Below are 14,469 nucleotides of genomic sequence, written 5' to 3'. Positions count from 1 at the left end.
GCAGCTTCACGCGGGGCCTCCTTCGATCGACCGACGACCCATTCTGCACCCGCGGGTGAACGGGAGGTGTCCGGCGGCGACGGCTCGGCCGGCGTCCGGTGTCGGAGCCGCTCAGTAGCCTGGAGGGGCACGACAGGGAGCGCCACCGCACACCCGCAGACCCCGCGAAAGGACGGTCGTGAAGCTCCTGCACACCTCCGACTGGCACATCGGCCGCACCTTCCACGGCCACTCGAGCGTCGCCGCGCTCGGCGTCGTGCTCGACGCACTCGTCGAGACGGTGCGCTCCGAGGCGGTCGACGTCGTCCTGATCGCCGGCGACGTCTTCGACTCCGCGGTGCCGGCGGCCGAGCACTACACCCTGCTCACCCGCACGCTCGAGGCGATCCGCGCGGCCGGCGCCGAGGTCGTGCTGACCAGCGGCAACCACGACTCCCCCGCCCGGCTGGGCTTCCAGGCCGGGCTGCTGCGCGGCTCCGGCGTGCACGTGCTCACCGATCCCGAGGCGTACGCCGAGCCGGTCGTCCTCCGCGACGGGAGCGGGCTCGAGGTCGGCGTCTACGGCATCCCCTACCTCGAGCCGGCCCTCTACCGGCACCGGCACCCGGACGAGTCGCTGCGCCGGCACGAGGACGTCCTCGCCTACGCGATGCGCCGCATCCGCGCGCACGCCGAGGCGGCCGGGCGGCGCTGGGTGGTGCTCGCGCACTGCTTCGCCGTCGGCGCCCCGGCCGGCACGGTCGAGCGCGACATCACGGCCGGCGGGATCGACTACGTCTCGGTCGACCACTTCGCCGCGGCCGACTACGCGGCGCTCGGGCACATCCATGGGCGCGCGGAGCTGCTGCCGAACGTGCGGTACTCCGGCGCTCCGCTGCACTACTCGTTCGGCGAGGCCTCGAAGCCGCGCGGCGGCTGGCTGGTCGAGCTCGGCGCCGACGGCCTCGGCGAGGTGACCTGGTCGTCGCTGCCCGTGCCGCGGCGGCTCAGCGTGATCGAGGGACGGCTGGACGAGCTGCTGAGCGACCCGTCCCTCGCCGAGTACGAGCCGGACTGGGTCTCGGCGGTGCTGACCGACGAGGTCCGCCCGCTCGACGCGATGGCGCGGCTGCAGTCCCGCTTCCCCGGCTGCGCGACGCTCGAGCACCGGCCCCCGCACGCCGCCGTCGACGAGCGACGCTACGCCGAGCGGATCCGCGGGCGCAGCGACGTCGAGGTGATCGACGACTTCCTCGCGCACGTCCGCGGCGGGCACGGCGCGAGCGAGACCGAGCGGGCGCTCGCGCTCGACGCGCTGGCGCAGGTCGACGCCGAGGCGCTGCGGTGAGGATCCGCCGCCTCTCCTTCGCCGGCCTCGGCCCCTTCCGCGCCGAGCAGGAGATCGACTTCGACCGCCTGGAGGACGTCGGGATCTACCTGATCGCCGGACGCACCGGCGCCGGCAAGTCGACGATCCTCGACGCGATCAGCTTCGCGCTCTACGGCTCGGTGCCGCGCTTCGACGGCACGGCCTCGCGCCTGCGCAGCGACCACAGCGCCCCCGAGGACGAGACCTTCGCCGAGCTCGACTTCGAGGCGGCCGGCCGGCTCTACCGGGTCCGCCGCTCACCGGAGTACGAGCGGCCGGCCAAGCGCGGCGGCGGCACCACCCGGCAGGCGGCGAAGGTCGCGCTGCTCGAGCACGTCGACGGCGAGTGGCGCGGCCTGTCCTCCAGCGCGCGGGAGACGGGGACCGACATCGGCCGGATCGTCGGCCTGACCAAGGACCAGTTCCTCCAGGTCATCCTGCTCGCGCAGAACCGCTTCCACGAGTTCCTCCTCGCCAAGAACGACGACCGGCAGCGGCTGCTCCGCACCCTCTTCGCGACGGAGCGCTACGACCTGCTGCGCCGACGGCTCGTCGAGCAGCGGCAGGAGAGCGGAGCGGCGCTCGAGGAGGAGCGCGCGGCCGTGACGGCGCTGGCCGACGAGGCCGTCCGGCTCACCGGCGACGAGGAGACGGCGCCGACACCGCCCGATGCGGAGTGGTTCCGCGCCCTGGTGACCCGGCTCGACGCTCCCCTCGCGCTCGCCCGCGACGAAGTGGCGGAGGCCGACGCCGCGTTCCGCGCGGCCGAGACCGCCCGGGACGAGACGCGGCTGGTGAAGCGGGCGCAGGACCGCCGCCGGAGCGCGCTGATCGAGGCCGAGGAGCTCGCGGTCGCGGAGTCGCTCGTCGTCCGGGAGCGCGAGCGGATCGAGCGGGCCCGACGGGCCGAGGGCGTGCTGCCGGTGCTGAAGGGCGCGCGCTCGGCGGCCGAGAGGTCCGCCGCCGCCGACCGGAGCCGCGACAGCGCCGCCGAGGCCTTCACAACCGCCTTCGACGAGTCCGCGGACCGGGCCGCCGCCGCCCGGGCCGCCGAGCGCCTGGCCGCGACGCTGGGAGCGCTGACCGAGGCCCTCGCCGACGAGCGCACGCTGCCCGAGGCGGTCCGCCTCGCCGAGCGCACCGTGACGGCGCGCGAGCGGTCCACCGCGGCACTGGAGGTGCTCGAGCGCGACCTGCGAGCGCTCCCCGCCCTGCTCGACGCGCTCTCCGCGGAGGAGGACTCCCTCGCGCCGGACGCGACGGCGCTGCCGGCCCGCACCGAGGAGCTGGCCGCGCTCGAGCGCCGGATCCGCGCCGCCGCCGAGCGCGCGAGCGCCGCGACCGCGCTCGATCGCCTCCGCTCCGCCCACGCGGAGGCGGCCCGTGAGCACGGCGTCCGCGCCGCCGAGCACGCCGAGCTGGTCGCCCGCCGCTTCGCGGGCTTCGCCGGTGAGCTGGCCGGAGCGCTCGTCCCCGGCGACCCCTGCCCCGTCTGCGGCTCCTGCGAGCACCCGCGCCCCGCCGAGCACGGCGAGCTGCCTCCCGTCGGCACCGGTGAGATCGAGAAGGCGCGCACCGCCGTCGAGCGCGCCGCCGCAGCGATGGATTCCGCCCGCGAAGCAGAGAGCACCGGCGCGCTCGCCCTGGCGGCCCTCGAGGAGCGGGCCGGCAGCACGACCGCCGAGGAGCTGCAGACCGCCCGCACCGAGGCCGAGGCGCGGCTCACCGCATCCCGGAGTGCCACGACGCGACTCGAGGAGCTGCGGCGCGAGCGGTCGGACCTCCGCGTCCGGAGCGAGGATCTCGCATCCGCCCTCGAGACCGCCCGCGCCGAGCACCAGCGCCTCAGCTCCGCCGAGGCCCTCGCCGCCGAGGCGCTGCGCCTCCTGCGCGAGCGGATCGACGCCCATCGCGACGGCTCCGCCAGCATCGCCGACCGCGTCGCGGCCCTCACAACACAGCGCCGCCTGGCCGACGCGCTCGTCGAGGCCGAGGACGCGGCGACTGCCCGCCGCGAGGCGGCCGAGGCGGCCGAGGTCCAGCTCGCCGAGGTGATCGCCGACCGCGGCTTCGCGAGTGCCGAGGACGCCGAGTCCGCCGCCCTCACCTCGGGCGAGCGCGCCCGCGCCGAGGCCGTGGTCGCCGAGCACGAGCGCCGCCGCAGCGCCGTCGACTCGGTGCTGGCCGACCCCGAGCTCGCCGGCCTGCCGACCGCCCCCGTCGACCTCGCCGGCGCGGAGGAGGACGCGCGCGCCGCCTCCGCCCGCCGCGACGAGGCCCGCTCGCGGCACTCGGTGCTCGAGCACCGCGCCGCCCGGCTCGCCGAGCTGGCGGGCCGCGCCGAGGAGCGACTGGCGACTCTCGACGAGCGCCTGCGCCGGCACGAGGAGCTGCGCGCCCTCGCCGAGACGATCGACGGCCGTGGGCAGAACACCCGCCGGATGGACCTCGAGGCCTTCGCCCTCGCCGGCCGGCTGGAGGAGATCGTCGCCGCCGCGAACCTGCGGCTGAACGCGATGACCAGCGGCCGCTACGCCCTCGTGCACGACGACTCGCTCGCCTACCGCGGCGCCGCCTCCGGTCTCGGGATCGACGTGCTCGACGCCTTCACCGGCGCCCGCCGACAGCCCGCGTCGCTCTCCGGCGGAGAGACGTTCCTCGCCTCGCTCGCCCTGGCCCTCGGGCTGGCCGACGTGGTCACCATGCAGTCCGGCGGCGTCTCACTCGAGACGATGTTCATCGACGAGGGCTTCGGCTCGCTCGACGCCGAGACCCTGGAGACCGCGCTCGGCACGCTCGACGCGCTCCGCTCGGGCGGGCGCACGATCGGCCTGATCAGCCACGTCGACGCGATGCGCGAGCGGCTGCCGACCGGGCTGAAGGTCGTCGTCAGCGACCGCGGTGACAGCAGGATCCTCACGGCGTGAGGGAGCGACCCGCTAGGGTCGTCGGCAGTGACACGGGGTGCCCACCAGGGCTGAGAAGAGACCCGTCGAACCTGATCTAGTTCGTACTAGCGAAGGGATGTCGCGAATGAGCATTCGCACGCCTGCCCACCCGACCCTCCTCGACGGCGCGGCCGTCGCCCGAGACCTCGACGCGCTGCGCTCCGCCGCGCCGCTCGTGCAGTGCATCACCAACGCGGTGGTCACCGGCTTCACCGCCAACAGCCTGCTGGCACTCGGCGCGAGTCCCGCGATGTGCGACCTGCCCGGCGAGGCCGGCGTCTTCGCGGGCATCGCCTCCGCGACGCTGGTGAACCTCGGCACCCCGCACGCGGAGCAGCGAGACGGCGCCCGCGAGGCCGTCGCGGCGGCGAGCGCGGCCGGCACCCCCTGGGTGCTCGACCCGGTCGCCGTCGGTCCGCTGCCGGTGCGCACCGCCCTCGCGGCGGAGCTGCTCGAGGCGCGGCCCGCGGTCATCCGCGGCAACGCCTCCGAGATCCTCGCCCTCGCCGGTCTCGGCGCGGGCGGTCGCGGAGTCGACGCCGTCGACGGCCCGGAGGAGGCGCTGGAGGCCGCGGTCGCGCTCGCTCAGAGGTGGGGGTCGGTCGTCGCGGTGTCGGGTGCCGTCGACGTCGTCACCGACGGCGAGCGCGTCGTCCGCGTCACCGGGGGGCACCCGCTGCTCACCCGTGTCACCGGCGGCGGCTGCGCGCTGGGCGCCGTGATGGCCGCCTTCCTCGGCGCTCGGAGCTCCGACGCGATCGGGGCCGCGGTCGCCGCGTCCGTCGTCTGGGGTCTCGCCGCCGAGCGCGCCGCCGAGACCGCCGCGGGCCCCGGCTCGTTCGCGGTCGGCCTCCTCGACGCCCTCGCCGCGCTCTCCGCCGACGAGGTCGAGAGCGGGGCGCGGATCGCATGATCGACCTGTCGCTCCAGCTCGTCACCGACACCCGCCTCTGCGGTCCGCGCGGAGTCCCGGCCGTCGTCGCTGCGGCCGTCGCCGGCGGCGTCCGCGTCGTCCAGGTCCGCGACCACGAGGCGACCGCCGCCGAGCTCGTCGCCCTCACCTGCGCCGTCGCCGCCGTCCTCGACGAGCGCACGACCCTGCTGGTCGACGACCGCGTCGACGTCGTCCTCGCCGCCCGCCTGGCCGGAGCCCGCGTCGACGGCGTGCACGTCGGCCAGTCCGACCTGCCCGTCCTCGCCGCGCGGAGCATCCTCGGCGCCGGCGCGGTGATCGGCCTGACGGCGAACACCCCGGCCCACCTCGCCGCCGCGCACTCACTGCCCGCCGGCACCGTGGACTACCTCGGCGTCGGCGTGATCCGGGCGACGGCGACCAAGCCCGACCACCCGGTCCCGCTCGGCATCGACGGCTTCGCCGCACTCGCCGCCGCGACCCCGCTCCCCTGCGTCGCCATCGGCGGAGTCACATCCGGCGACGCCGCGGCCCTGCGCCGCGCCGGCGCGGCCGGTCTCGCGATCGTCTCCGCGATCTGCGCGGCCGACGATCCGGAATCCGCCGCTCGCGCCTTCCGGACGGAGTGGGACCGATGAGTGCCGCGCTCCCGCAGCCCCGCCCGGTCCCCCGGGTCCTCAGCATCGCCGGCACCGACCCGACGGGCGGCGCCGGCATCCAGGCCGACCTCAAGTCGATCGGCGCGCTCGGCGGCTACGGGATGGCCGTGGTCACCGCCCTCGTCGCGCAGAACACCCGCGGCGTGCGCTCGATCCACCTGCCGCCCGCCGCCTTCCTCCGCGAGCAGCTCGACGCGGTCAGCGACGACGTCGAGATCGACGCCGTGAAGATCGGCATGATCGCGAACGCCGAGCTGGGCGCGGTCATCGCCGACTGGCTCGACGCCGTGCACCCGCCGCTCGTCGTCGTCGACCCGGTGATGGTCGCGACCAGCGGTCACCGCCTGCTCGACCCCGAGTCGGAGGAGGCGGTCCGCGCGCTCGTCCGCCGTGCCTGCCTGGTCACGCCCAACCTCCCCGAGCTGGCCGTGCTCGCCGGAGCGGAGCCGGCCGCCGACTGGTCCGCCGCGCTCGAGCAGGCCCGCTCCGTGGCCCGGGATCTCGGCACCGCGGTCCTGGTGAAGGGCGGGCACCTGGACGGCCCGGCGACGCCGGACGCGATCGTCACCCCGGACGGCGGCGTGCGGGAGGTGCCGGGCGAGCGCGTCGCCACCCGCAACACCCACGGCACCGGCTGCTCGCTCTCCTCCGCGATGGCGACGCTCCTCGCCGGCGGCGGGACGACTCCGGACACCCTCACTCATGCGCTGATCGACGCCAAGGACTGGCTGAACGGCGCCCTCCGCGGCGCCGACGCACTCCGGGTCGGCGAGGGCAACGGCCCGATCGACCACTTCCACCGCCTGCGCGCCCCCGCGTTCTGCGAGCGGATGTGGACCGAGACGGAGGAGCTCCGCGCCGAGATCGACGCCCTGCCGTTCGTGACGGCGCTCGGCGACGGCTCCCTCGACCGCGACGACTTCGAGTGGTACCTCGAGCAGGACGCGCTCTACCTCACCGAGTACGCCCGGGTCCTCGCGATCGCCGCGCAGCGGGCGCCGAGCACCGCCGAGCAGGTCTTCTGGGCGGAGTCGTCGGCCTCAGCTCTGGCGGCGGAGGCGCAGCTGCACCGCGACCGCCTCGGCGAGCGCACGGCGACGGCCTCCCCCGTCACCCGCGGCTACGTCGACCACCTACTCGCGGTCGGCACGAGAGGGAGCTACGGCGAGATCGTCGCCGCGCTGCTGCCCTGCTTCTGGCTCTACGCGGACATCGGCGAGCGCCTCGCGGCGGCGAACCGGCCCGGGCACCCCTACGCGGACTGGCTCGTCACCTACGCGGATCCTGCCTTCGCCGTCGCGACCGAGCGCGCGATCGCGATCACCGAGGCGGCCGCCGCTCGCGGCACGAACGCGGAACGCGCCGCCATGGGCGACGCGTTCCTGCGCTCGAGCGTGTTCGAGCGCGACTTCTTCGCGGCTCCGCTCAGCCGATCGCCTCGCGGAGGACGTGCATGAGCGCGTCCAGCTGAACCGTGTCGGCCGAGGCGACCTCGGCGTCCGCGCCGTCGAGCGCGCGGGCGGCGAGGCCGGCCTTCGCGTCGATCAGCTCGGCGATCTTGGCGTCGATCGTGTGCGCCGCGATGATGCGCCAGGCCGTGACCGGCTCTTCCTGGCCGATGCGGTGCACACGGTCGATCGCCTGCGTCTGCTCGGCCGAGGTCCAGGACAGCTCGGCCAGGACGACGTTGGACGAGGCCTGCAGGTTGACGCCGACGCCCGCCGCGGTGAGCGAGCAGACCGCGACCGAGACGTCGGGGTCCTCGTTGAAGGCGTCGATCTGCGACTGGCGGAACGTCGCCGACTGATCGCCGCGGATCGAGACCGAGGTGAGCTCGCGCTTCTCGAAGGTCTCCTCCGCCTGGTCCATCACGTCGATGTGCTTGGCGAAGAAGACCACCTTGCCGACCGAGCGAGCCAGCTGCGAGGCGTAGTCGGCGGCGAGCGCCGCCTTGGCCTGGCCGATCCGGCGCACCATCGTGAAGACGTTCTCGCCGGTCTTGGCCGACTTCGACTCCTCGAGCTCGCTCTGCGCGACGATGCGGACGAAGCGCTCGCGCTCGTCGTCGTCGAGCTCGTGCGTGATCGACGCGGTGACGGCCCTGTAGCGCTGCAGCATCCGGGCGCCGAGCTCGCGCTCCGCCTTCTGGATCGAGCGGCCGAGGTCGTCGTCCAGCTCGACCGGCAGGTCGACGATCCGCTTCGAGGGCAGGTCCGCTGCGACGTCGATCTTCTTCCGCCGGACGATGCCGAGGTCGATGACCGCCTCACGCGCCTCCGGGTAGAAGCCGGTGTCGGCGGGGGTGAGCCCGGTGTCCTCGAGCAGGCTCATCAGCTCGGGCCCGGGCTTGGTCTCGTCGATCCAGCCGAGAAAGCGCCAGATCGCGCGGAAGTCGTCCACGTCGTTGATCAGCGGCGTTCCCGTGAGGGCGATCATCAGCGGGTCGTGGCCCGGCGTCGTCTCGCGGATCTTCGCGGCGAGCGCCAGCACGCTCTGCGAGCGCTGCGAGCGGAGGTTCTTGATGAAGTGCGCCTCGTCGACGACCATGCCGCGGAAGCCGAGGCTGCCGAGCCAGCCGATGTGCCGGTCGAGGATGTCGTAGTTGACGATCACGACGTCGGCGAACGCGTCGAGCGTGCCGCCGTCGCCGTGGATGACGGTGGCGCGGCGCTGCGGCGTCCAGCGCTCGACCTCGCGCGCCCAGTTCATCTTCACGACGTTGGGCACGACGGCCAGCAGCGGGTAGGAGCCGGTGACGGACGCGGCGAGGAGGCTCTGCGCCGTCTTGCCCAGGCCCGGCTCGTCGGCGAGCAGGAAGCTGCGGTGCCCCTCGCGCGCGCCCTCGATGAAGCGTGCCTGGTGCGGCATCAGGTCGCGACCGCGCGGCGTCACCCGGTCGATCTTCGGCGGCTCGGGCAGCTCCATGCTGGCGGCGCGGCCTCCGGCGCCGTACTCGAACGCCTTGAACAGCGGACCGAGCAGCTCCCAGTCGTCGAGGCGACGGCGGGCGGGGGTGGGCGCGCTGGCGATCGAGAAGTCCGGCGGGAGGAAGGGGTTGGCGAGCTGGCGCGCGCGCACCGACGGCGGCACGACCTGGTTGACCGGCACCTCCGGCTTGGGCTCCGGCTCGGTCACGATCAGCAGCTCGTCGGGGCTCAGCTCGGCGCCGGCCTCCAGCAGCCAGTCGCGGCGCAGCTTCTGCGCGGCGGCGGTGATGCCCGCCTCCGACTCGAGCAGGGCGATCAGGCTGGTGTCGCGCGCCGCGGTCTTCGCGAGGATCGTCGCGATGCCGTCGAGGCGCTTCATCTCCTCCGCGCGCTGCGAGTCGCTCAGCTCGGTGTCGGTCTTCACCCGCTTGCGCTCCTCGCGCATCAGGAGGGCGATGACGAGGAACTTCGTGCGATTGGTGGGCCCGACCTTGCCGGTCTGGGCCTTCGCCTCGACCTCGCGCACGCGACGGGCGAGGATCGGGATGATCCCGGAGTTGTCGACGCCGCGCGGGCGCGACCGCGGGCGGGTGCCCGGGCTCGCGTTCGTCGAACGACGCGACTGACCGGACTGACGCTGGCCGCTGCGAGCCATGCTCCTCCTCGACGTGGACGGGGGCGGAGGAGGGGTTCCCGCGCTCTACCGTCGCATTGCACTGTGCGTGTCTTGCGTGCTGTGCGGGTCTTGCCTGCACTGCGTGTGTTGCACTGGCCGCGTCACGCCTGGGACGAGACGGGCACCGATGCGCCCGGTGGCCGTCGGGAGCTCCGAGCAACGGGTCTGAGACCCGGTCGCAGCATCCCCGGCGTGCGGGTGCGCGTCGAGTCTACTCCTCAGCGCCGGATCGGCGGCACCTCACGCCTGCGGGCGCGTTCAGCGGCCGCCGGATCACTCGGCGACGCGCACTCGGATGATCAGTCCCGCGGCGACCACGACGCCGACCGCGGCGAGGTGGAGCGAGGACCAGACGGCGTCCGGGAAGGAGAACGGGAACACCGGGTTCCAGAGCACGACGATCGGCGCGAGCCCGATCAGCCAGTAGTACGCCTTCGCCTGGATCGCGAACCAGCCGATCACGGCCGCGAGGATCGCCACCGGATACCGGACGAAGTCGTAGGCGTCACCGCCGACCAGTGCGAGCCCCGCGAGCAGGATGATCGCCGCGAGGATCCCCGGCGCCAGCGCCATCCGCGCGCTCGAGCGGGACGGGTAGCGGGCGGTCGTGCCGCCGCGCGGGGGGCCGGACTTCTTGGCGTTCACCCGTCGATCGTACGGGGCGGTCCCGACCGCTCCGCTCCGGACCCCGCACGGCCCGTGCGGCTCCGGCCCCGCGCGAACCGACCCGAACCGGGCGCACGCCCGCGCACGGGCACCAGTACGCGTCCACTCGCAGAGCCGCGCCTCCGTGCCGTCACGATCGGACCCGGATCGGGTCCGGACCCACCCGTAGGCCCCGACAGCTGTCTGTTCGACCTCCTCCTCCCGAGCGAGTCGACCCGGTCTGGGCTCGAGTGCGCCCGCAGACCCCATCGAGCGTCGACTCGAAGGAGTGCGGCCCCGCTCGTGCGCGCCCGGACGCGACGAGGGGCCGGACGGGCCGGCGCACCCCAGCACGGGTTCACTCGTGCGCGGCACCCCGATCGAGACGACTCGAAACGGGCGCCGACGCTGCTTTCACCAATCACAGCTCGCGTCCTCTCGCGGGCCGATACCCCCGCCGGGTATCGGCGTCGAGGCGTAAACTGGGCGGGTGATCGAGGATCTGAAGAAGCGCTCCCTGCACCGCGCCCGCATCCTGGCGGGCCAGATGCGCGGCCTCGAGAAGGCCATCGAGAACGAGGACTACTGCGTCGACATCGTCACGCAGTCGCTCGCCATCCAGAAGTCGCTCGGCTCGCTGAACAAGCTGATCGTCGAGAACCATCTGCGGACGCACGTGACCGCGATGTTCGACGAGGGCGGCGACGCGCGCGAGGCCGCGATCGCCGAGCTCGTGAAGATCTTCGAGTTGTCGAACAACCGCTCGTGACCGCGCTCACCGCCGTCCGCGGCGACATCACCCGCGAGCAGGTCGACGTGATCGTCAACGCCGCCAACTCGTCGCTGCTCGGCGGCGGCGGGGTCGACGGAGCGATCCACCGCGCGGGCGGCCCCGAGATCCTCGAGGAGTGCCGGCGCCTCCGGGCGGGCGAGCTGCGCGACGGACTCCCCGCCGGCTCCGCGGTCGCGACCACCGCCGGCCGCCTGCCCGCCCGCTGGGTCGTGCACACCGTCGGCCCCGTGTACTCGCGGAGCGACGACCGCTCCGCCGTCCTCGCCTCCGCCTACACCGAGTCGATCCGCGTCGCCCGCGCCCTCGGCGCCCGCACCGTCGCCTTCCCGGCCGTCTCCGCCGGCGTCTACGGCTGGCCGATGGCCAGCGCGGCGCGCATCGCCGTCGACTCCGTCCGACTCGCCGCCGCCGAGGACCGCCCGGGCGCCCTCGACGAGGTCCGCTTCGTGCTCTTCTCGGACGACGCCCTCGCCGCCTTCCGCGAGGCCCTCGGCTAGCTCGCCGTCCCGGTCGCGGCGCCGGTGCCCGAGTCGGTCCCGGTGCCCGAATCCGTCCCGGTGCCGCTCCCCTGTCCGCCGAACGACCCGGGCCCGCCGCCGCCGGGGAAGCCGCCGTCCGGCATCCCGCCGCGCTGCGACGGGTCGAACCCGCCGACGGTGGAGGACCCGACCGCGTTCCCGACGGCGTAGCCGATCCCGAAGCCGCCGCCCAGCAGCAGCAGACCGGCGAGGACGGCGAGCGCGATCCACCGGACGCGGCGCCGTCGCCAGAGCGGCTGACGCGGCGACACCGGCCCCGCCGCACTCGGTGCCGCGGTCCCCGCCGTCGGCGGCGGCCACTCCGCCGTCCCCGGTCCCTGGTTCTCGATCGTGCTGCTCATGCTGCGCCTCCGGCTCTCGTGCGCACCCGGCCGGGTGCACGATCGACAGTGCCGTCGCCGCCTATGCCTCGGGCAAGAACCGCCGATCCATCCCCGAAGAGCCGTGCCATCGGAACAAGACTCGCGGTAGCAGGAGAAAAGAGAACCAGCCCATGTCGTTTCGGCGACTCGAGAATCAGTGAGCGACAGCGGGGCTGGTATTTCTGCATCGAGGCTACGGGCCGCTACTGTCGTCCATCCACGATGGCGTGGGATATCGGACCACTAAGGCGCAATCCGCCGCTCTCGACAACGAGGAAGGGGAGCAGGACCAGACGGTCCCACTCCCCTTCGCCTCGAGGCGCTACGCCGTCTTCGGCCGCGCGAACTCGTCGTACGGCAGCGTGATCGGCCGGGTGCGCGGCGGCATCCGCAGCACCGAGTCGAGGGCCGGGCCGAGGGCGTCGCGCCAGGCGCCGTAGCCGGCCTCGTTGAGGTGAAGGCCGTCGGGCGAGTACTGCTCGAGCAGGGCACCGTCCTCGCCGGCGAGCACCGGCCAGAGGTCGAGGTAGCCGGCGTGCGCGGTGGGCGCGAACTGCCAGAGGTGGCGGTTGACCTCGCGGATCTGCGCGCCGAACTCGCGGGCGCGCGGCAGGATCGAGGTCACCAGGATCCGCACGTCGGGGAGGTCGCGGCGGAAGGTCGCGACGATGGTCTCGATGTTGCGCACGATGTGCTCGGTCGTGCGGTGGTAGGCCAGGTCGTTCGTCCCGACGAGCAGGACCACCGTGTCGGGCGCCCCCTCGACGAGCTCGGGCAGCCGCTCGACGACGTCGTCGCTGGTCGCTCCGCCGATGCCCTCGTCGACGACCGTCGACGCGGTCAACCACTCGTCCCAGGACCCGCCCTGGATGATGCTGTCGCCGATGAAGGCGACCTTTCCCAGCTGGAGATCGCGCCCCGCGTCCGTGTCCGATCGTTCGCTCATCGTGCTCCTCTCGTTCGCGTCCGAGGCGGCGTCGCCGCCCGCGGACCCCTCCATTGTCACCGCTGCGCCCCGCGCCCACCAGGGGAGCGCTCCTCGCCGGCGTCGGCGAGGTCGGTCGCGGTGGCCGTGATGCGGTTGGCCATCCCGTTGAAGATCACGCCGTGGAAGGGCAGCACGGCGAACCAGTAGAGCCGCCCACCGAGACCCTGCGGGAAGAAGACGGCGCGCTGGGTGTACACGGATCCGCCGTCCTCGCCGGGCTCCGCGCGCATCTCCAGCCACGCGCCGCCCGGCACCTTCATCTCGGCGCGCAGGCGCAGCAGCGTCGGCCGCTCGATCGCCTCGACGCGCCAGAAGTCCAGGGCGTCGCCGGCGTGCAGCCGCTCGGAGTCGCGGCGCCCGCGCTGCAGGCCCACTCCCCCGACGAGCTTGTCCATCCAACCGCGGATCGCCCACGCGAGCGGGAAGGAGTACCAGCCGTTGGTGCCGCCGATGCCCTCGATGACCCGCCAGAGCTTCGCCGGGTCGGCGTCCGTCCGGCGCACCTTGAGGTCGACGTAGACCGTGTGGCCGGCCCACTCCGGGTCGCTCGGCAGCGGGTCGCTGGGGGCGCCGACGACCTCGGCGTTCTGCCAGCTGGTCTCGATCTCGCCCGCCTGCATCTTGCCCAGCGCGAGCCGGACCGAGCGGCGGTACGGCGTCAGCCCGCCCTCGGGGTCCGGGATCAGCCCGCGGATGTCGTCCTCGCGCACGACGCAGTCGTACTGCAGCGAGGCGATGATCGGCACCGCGAGCGAGCGCGGGATGGGCGTCACCAGGTTGACCCACTGCGAGGCGAGCCACGGCGTGAACACCGGCAGCGACGCGATCGGCCGCTGCGCGAGCCCCGCCTCGACCGCGTAGCCGTTCATCATCTGGCCGTAGCGGAGGACGTCCGGCCCGCCGATGTCGAAGGTGCGGTTCAGCGTCGCGTCCTCGAGGGCGGCGGCGCCGAGCAGGTAGTGCAGCACGTCGCGGACGGCGATCGGCTGGATGAAGTTGCGGACCCACTGCGGCGCGGGCATGTACGGCAGCACGTCGGTGAGGTGGCGGACCATCTCGAACGAGGTGGAGCCGGAGCCGATGATGACGCCGGCCTGCAGCGCGATCGTCGGCACGCCGGACGCCATCAGGATGCGGCCGACCTCGGCCCGCGAGCGCAGGTGCGGCGAGAGCTTCTCCACGTCGGGGTGCAGGCCGCCGAGGTAGACGATCCGGTCGACACCGGCCGCGAGCGCGGCCTCGGCGACGTTCCTGGCGGCGCCGCTCTCCACCTGCTCGAAGCGCGCGTGATCAGCTCCCGAGCCCATCGAGTGCACGAGGTAGTAGAGGACGTCGACACCCTCGAACGCGGCCGCCAGCGACTCCGGGTCGCTGAGATCGCCCTGCGCCACCTCGACCTCCTCGGCCCACGGGACCTCGGCGAGCTTCCGCGGGTCGCGGACCAGCACGCGGACCCGGTAGCCGGCCTCGAGCAGGCGCGGGGTGAGGCGGCCGCCGATGTAGCCGGTCGCTCCGGTGACGAGCGCCAGCGGGCGAGACGGGTCCGAGGGGCGCGACGGGGCGGGTGAGGATTCGCTCATGCGAGCCACGGTACGCCGCCGCCCCTGGGCGCTCTCCCGCTGGTGCACCGCTCCGGCCACTGCTAGGACCGCCGGAGCCGCCCCCGCGGAG

The 14,469-nt window shown here is 74.1% G+C and carries 12 protein-coding genes and 1 riboswitch; of the genes, 7 read left to right on the top strand and 5 right to left on the bottom strand.

Features of this window, described 5'->3' with window-relative positions:
- Positions 1 to 178: 178 nt before the first annotated feature.
- The 5 genes from EDF35_RS07960 to thiD all read left to right on the top strand — a co-directional run bounded on the left by EDF35_RS07960 (position 179) and on the right by thiD (position 7,325).
- The gene (locus EDF35_RS07960; RefSeq protein WP_133961709.1) at positions 179 to 1,327 is read left to right on the top strand and encodes an exonuclease SbcCD subunit D; all 1,149 of its coding nucleotides are present in this window, start codon (positions 179 to 181) and stop codon (positions 1,325 to 1,327) included.
- Positions 1,324 to 4,275 carry an SMC family ATPase gene (locus EDF35_RS07955; protein WP_133961707.1) on the top strand — a complete coding sequence of 984 codons (2,952 nt, stop codon included), beginning with the start codon at positions 1,324 to 1,326 and terminating at the stop codon, positions 4,273 to 4,275. Before EDF35_RS07960 ends, EDF35_RS07955 begins: the two co-directional genes overlap by 4 nt.
- Before the next feature lie 23 nt (positions 4,276 to 4,298).
- A riboswitch (TPP riboswitch) is annotated at positions 4,299 to 4,390 on the top strand.
- On the top strand, positions 4,382 to 5,209 hold the full coding sequence (thiM, locus tag EDF35_RS07950) for a hydroxyethylthiazole kinase (protein WP_133961705.1): 828 nt from the start codon (positions 4,382 to 4,384) through the stop codon (positions 5,207 to 5,209). Its footprint overlaps the riboswitch before it by 9 nt.
- Positions 5,206 to 5,847: a thiamine phosphate synthase gene (thiE, locus tag EDF35_RS07945; RefSeq protein ID WP_133961703.1), complete on the top strand. Its 642-nt coding sequence runs from the start codon at positions 5,206 to 5,208 to the stop codon at positions 5,845 to 5,847. The genes thiM and thiE overlap by 4 nt, the downstream gene beginning before the upstream one ends.
- Positions 5,844 to 7,325, top strand: coding sequence for a bifunctional hydroxymethylpyrimidine kinase/phosphomethylpyrimidine kinase (thiD, locus tag EDF35_RS07940; RefSeq protein WP_133961701.1), 1,482 nt, complete (start codon positions 5,844 to 5,846; stop codon positions 7,323 to 7,325). Before thiE ends, thiD begins: the two co-directional genes overlap by 4 nt.
- Here thiD and EDF35_RS07935 read toward each other — a convergent pair.
- Positions 7,294 to 9,450, bottom strand: a complete 2,157-nt coding sequence (locus EDF35_RS07935; RefSeq protein WP_133961699.1) for a DEAD/DEAH box helicase — start codon at positions 9,448 to 9,450, stop codon at positions 7,294 to 7,296. The genes thiD and EDF35_RS07935 overlap by 32 nt on opposite strands.
- Before the next feature lie 294 nt (positions 9,451 to 9,744).
- A complete protein-coding gene (locus EDF35_RS07930; protein WP_243839899.1) occupies positions 9,745 to 10,116 on the bottom strand; it encodes a DUF6804 family protein in 372 nt (123 codons plus the stop codon).
- 490 nt (positions 10,117 to 10,606) lie between these two features.
- On the opposite strand from EDF35_RS07930, the gene EDF35_RS07925 reads away from it, so the two are divergent.
- Together EDF35_RS07925 and EDF35_RS07920 are read left to right on the top strand one after the other, a co-directional pair.
- The gene (locus EDF35_RS07925; RefSeq protein ID WP_123445545.1) at positions 10,607 to 10,885 is read left to right on the top strand and encodes a metal-sensitive transcriptional regulator; all 279 of its coding nucleotides are present in this window, start codon (positions 10,607 to 10,609) and stop codon (positions 10,883 to 10,885) included.
- Positions 10,882 to 11,406, top strand: a complete 525-nt coding sequence (locus EDF35_RS07920) for an O-acetyl-ADP-ribose deacetylase (protein WP_123702972.1) — start codon at positions 10,882 to 10,884, stop codon at positions 11,404 to 11,406. Before EDF35_RS07925 ends, EDF35_RS07920 begins: the two co-directional genes overlap by 4 nt.
- On the opposite strand, the gene EDF35_RS07915 is transcribed toward EDF35_RS07920, so the two are convergent.
- The 3 genes from EDF35_RS07915 to EDF35_RS07905 form a co-directional block, all read right to left on the bottom strand.
- On the bottom strand, positions 11,403 to 11,789 hold the full coding sequence (locus EDF35_RS07915; RefSeq protein ID WP_133961697.1) for a hypothetical protein: 387 nt from the start codon (positions 11,787 to 11,789) through the stop codon (positions 11,403 to 11,405). The two genes, EDF35_RS07920 and EDF35_RS07915, sit on opposite strands and share 4 nt — an antisense overlap.
- 343 nt (positions 11,790 to 12,132) lie before the next feature.
- Positions 12,133 to 12,756, bottom strand: coding sequence for a GDSL-type esterase/lipase family protein (locus EDF35_RS07910; protein WP_123732416.1), 624 nt, complete (start codon positions 12,754 to 12,756; stop codon positions 12,133 to 12,135).
- 56 nt (positions 12,757 to 12,812) lie between these two features.
- Positions 12,813 to 14,378: an SDR family oxidoreductase gene (locus tag EDF35_RS07905; protein ID WP_133961695.1), complete on the bottom strand. Its 1,566-nt coding sequence runs from the start codon at positions 14,376 to 14,378 to the stop codon at positions 12,813 to 12,815.
- Between the last annotated feature and the right edge of the window lie 91 nt (positions 14,379 to 14,469).

Origin of the sequence: Rathayibacter sp. PhB151, assembly GCF_004366415.1 — a bacterium.
Classification (GTDB): domain Bacteria; phylum Actinomycetota; class Actinomycetes; order Actinomycetales; family Microbacteriaceae; genus Rathayibacter; species Rathayibacter festucae.
The sequence above is the reverse complement of the archived record's forward strand: the minus strand, read 5'-3'. Positions and strand labels throughout refer to the sequence as shown.

Excerpts from the sequence above, each read along its gene's own strand:
- thiM (WP_133961705.1), top strand. The coding sequence starts at position 4,382 with ATGAGCATTCGCACGCCTGCCCACCCGACCCTCCTCGACGGCGCGGCC.
- thiE (WP_133961703.1), top strand. The coding sequence starts at position 5,206 with ATGATCGACCTGTCGCTCCAGCTCGTCACCGACACCCGCCTCTGCGGT.
- thiD (WP_133961701.1), top strand. The coding sequence starts at position 5,844 with ATGAGTGCCGCGCTCCCGCAGCCCCGCCCGGTCCCCCGGGTCCTCAGC.
- EDF35_RS07935 (WP_133961699.1), bottom strand. The coding sequence starts at position 9,450 with ATGGCTCGCAGCGGCCAGCGTCAGTCCGGTCAGTCGCGTCGTTCGACG.
- EDF35_RS07915 (WP_133961697.1), bottom strand. The coding sequence starts at position 11,789 with ATGAGCAGCACGATCGAGAACCAGGGACCGGGGACGGCGGAGTGGCCG.
- EDF35_RS07910 (WP_123732416.1), bottom strand. The coding sequence starts at position 12,756 with ATGAGCGAACGATCGGACACGGACGCGGGGCGCGATCTCCAGCTGGGA.
- EDF35_RS07905 (WP_133961695.1), bottom strand. The coding sequence starts at position 14,378 with ATGAGCGAATCCTCACCCGCCCCGTCGCGCCCCTCGGACCCGTCTCGC.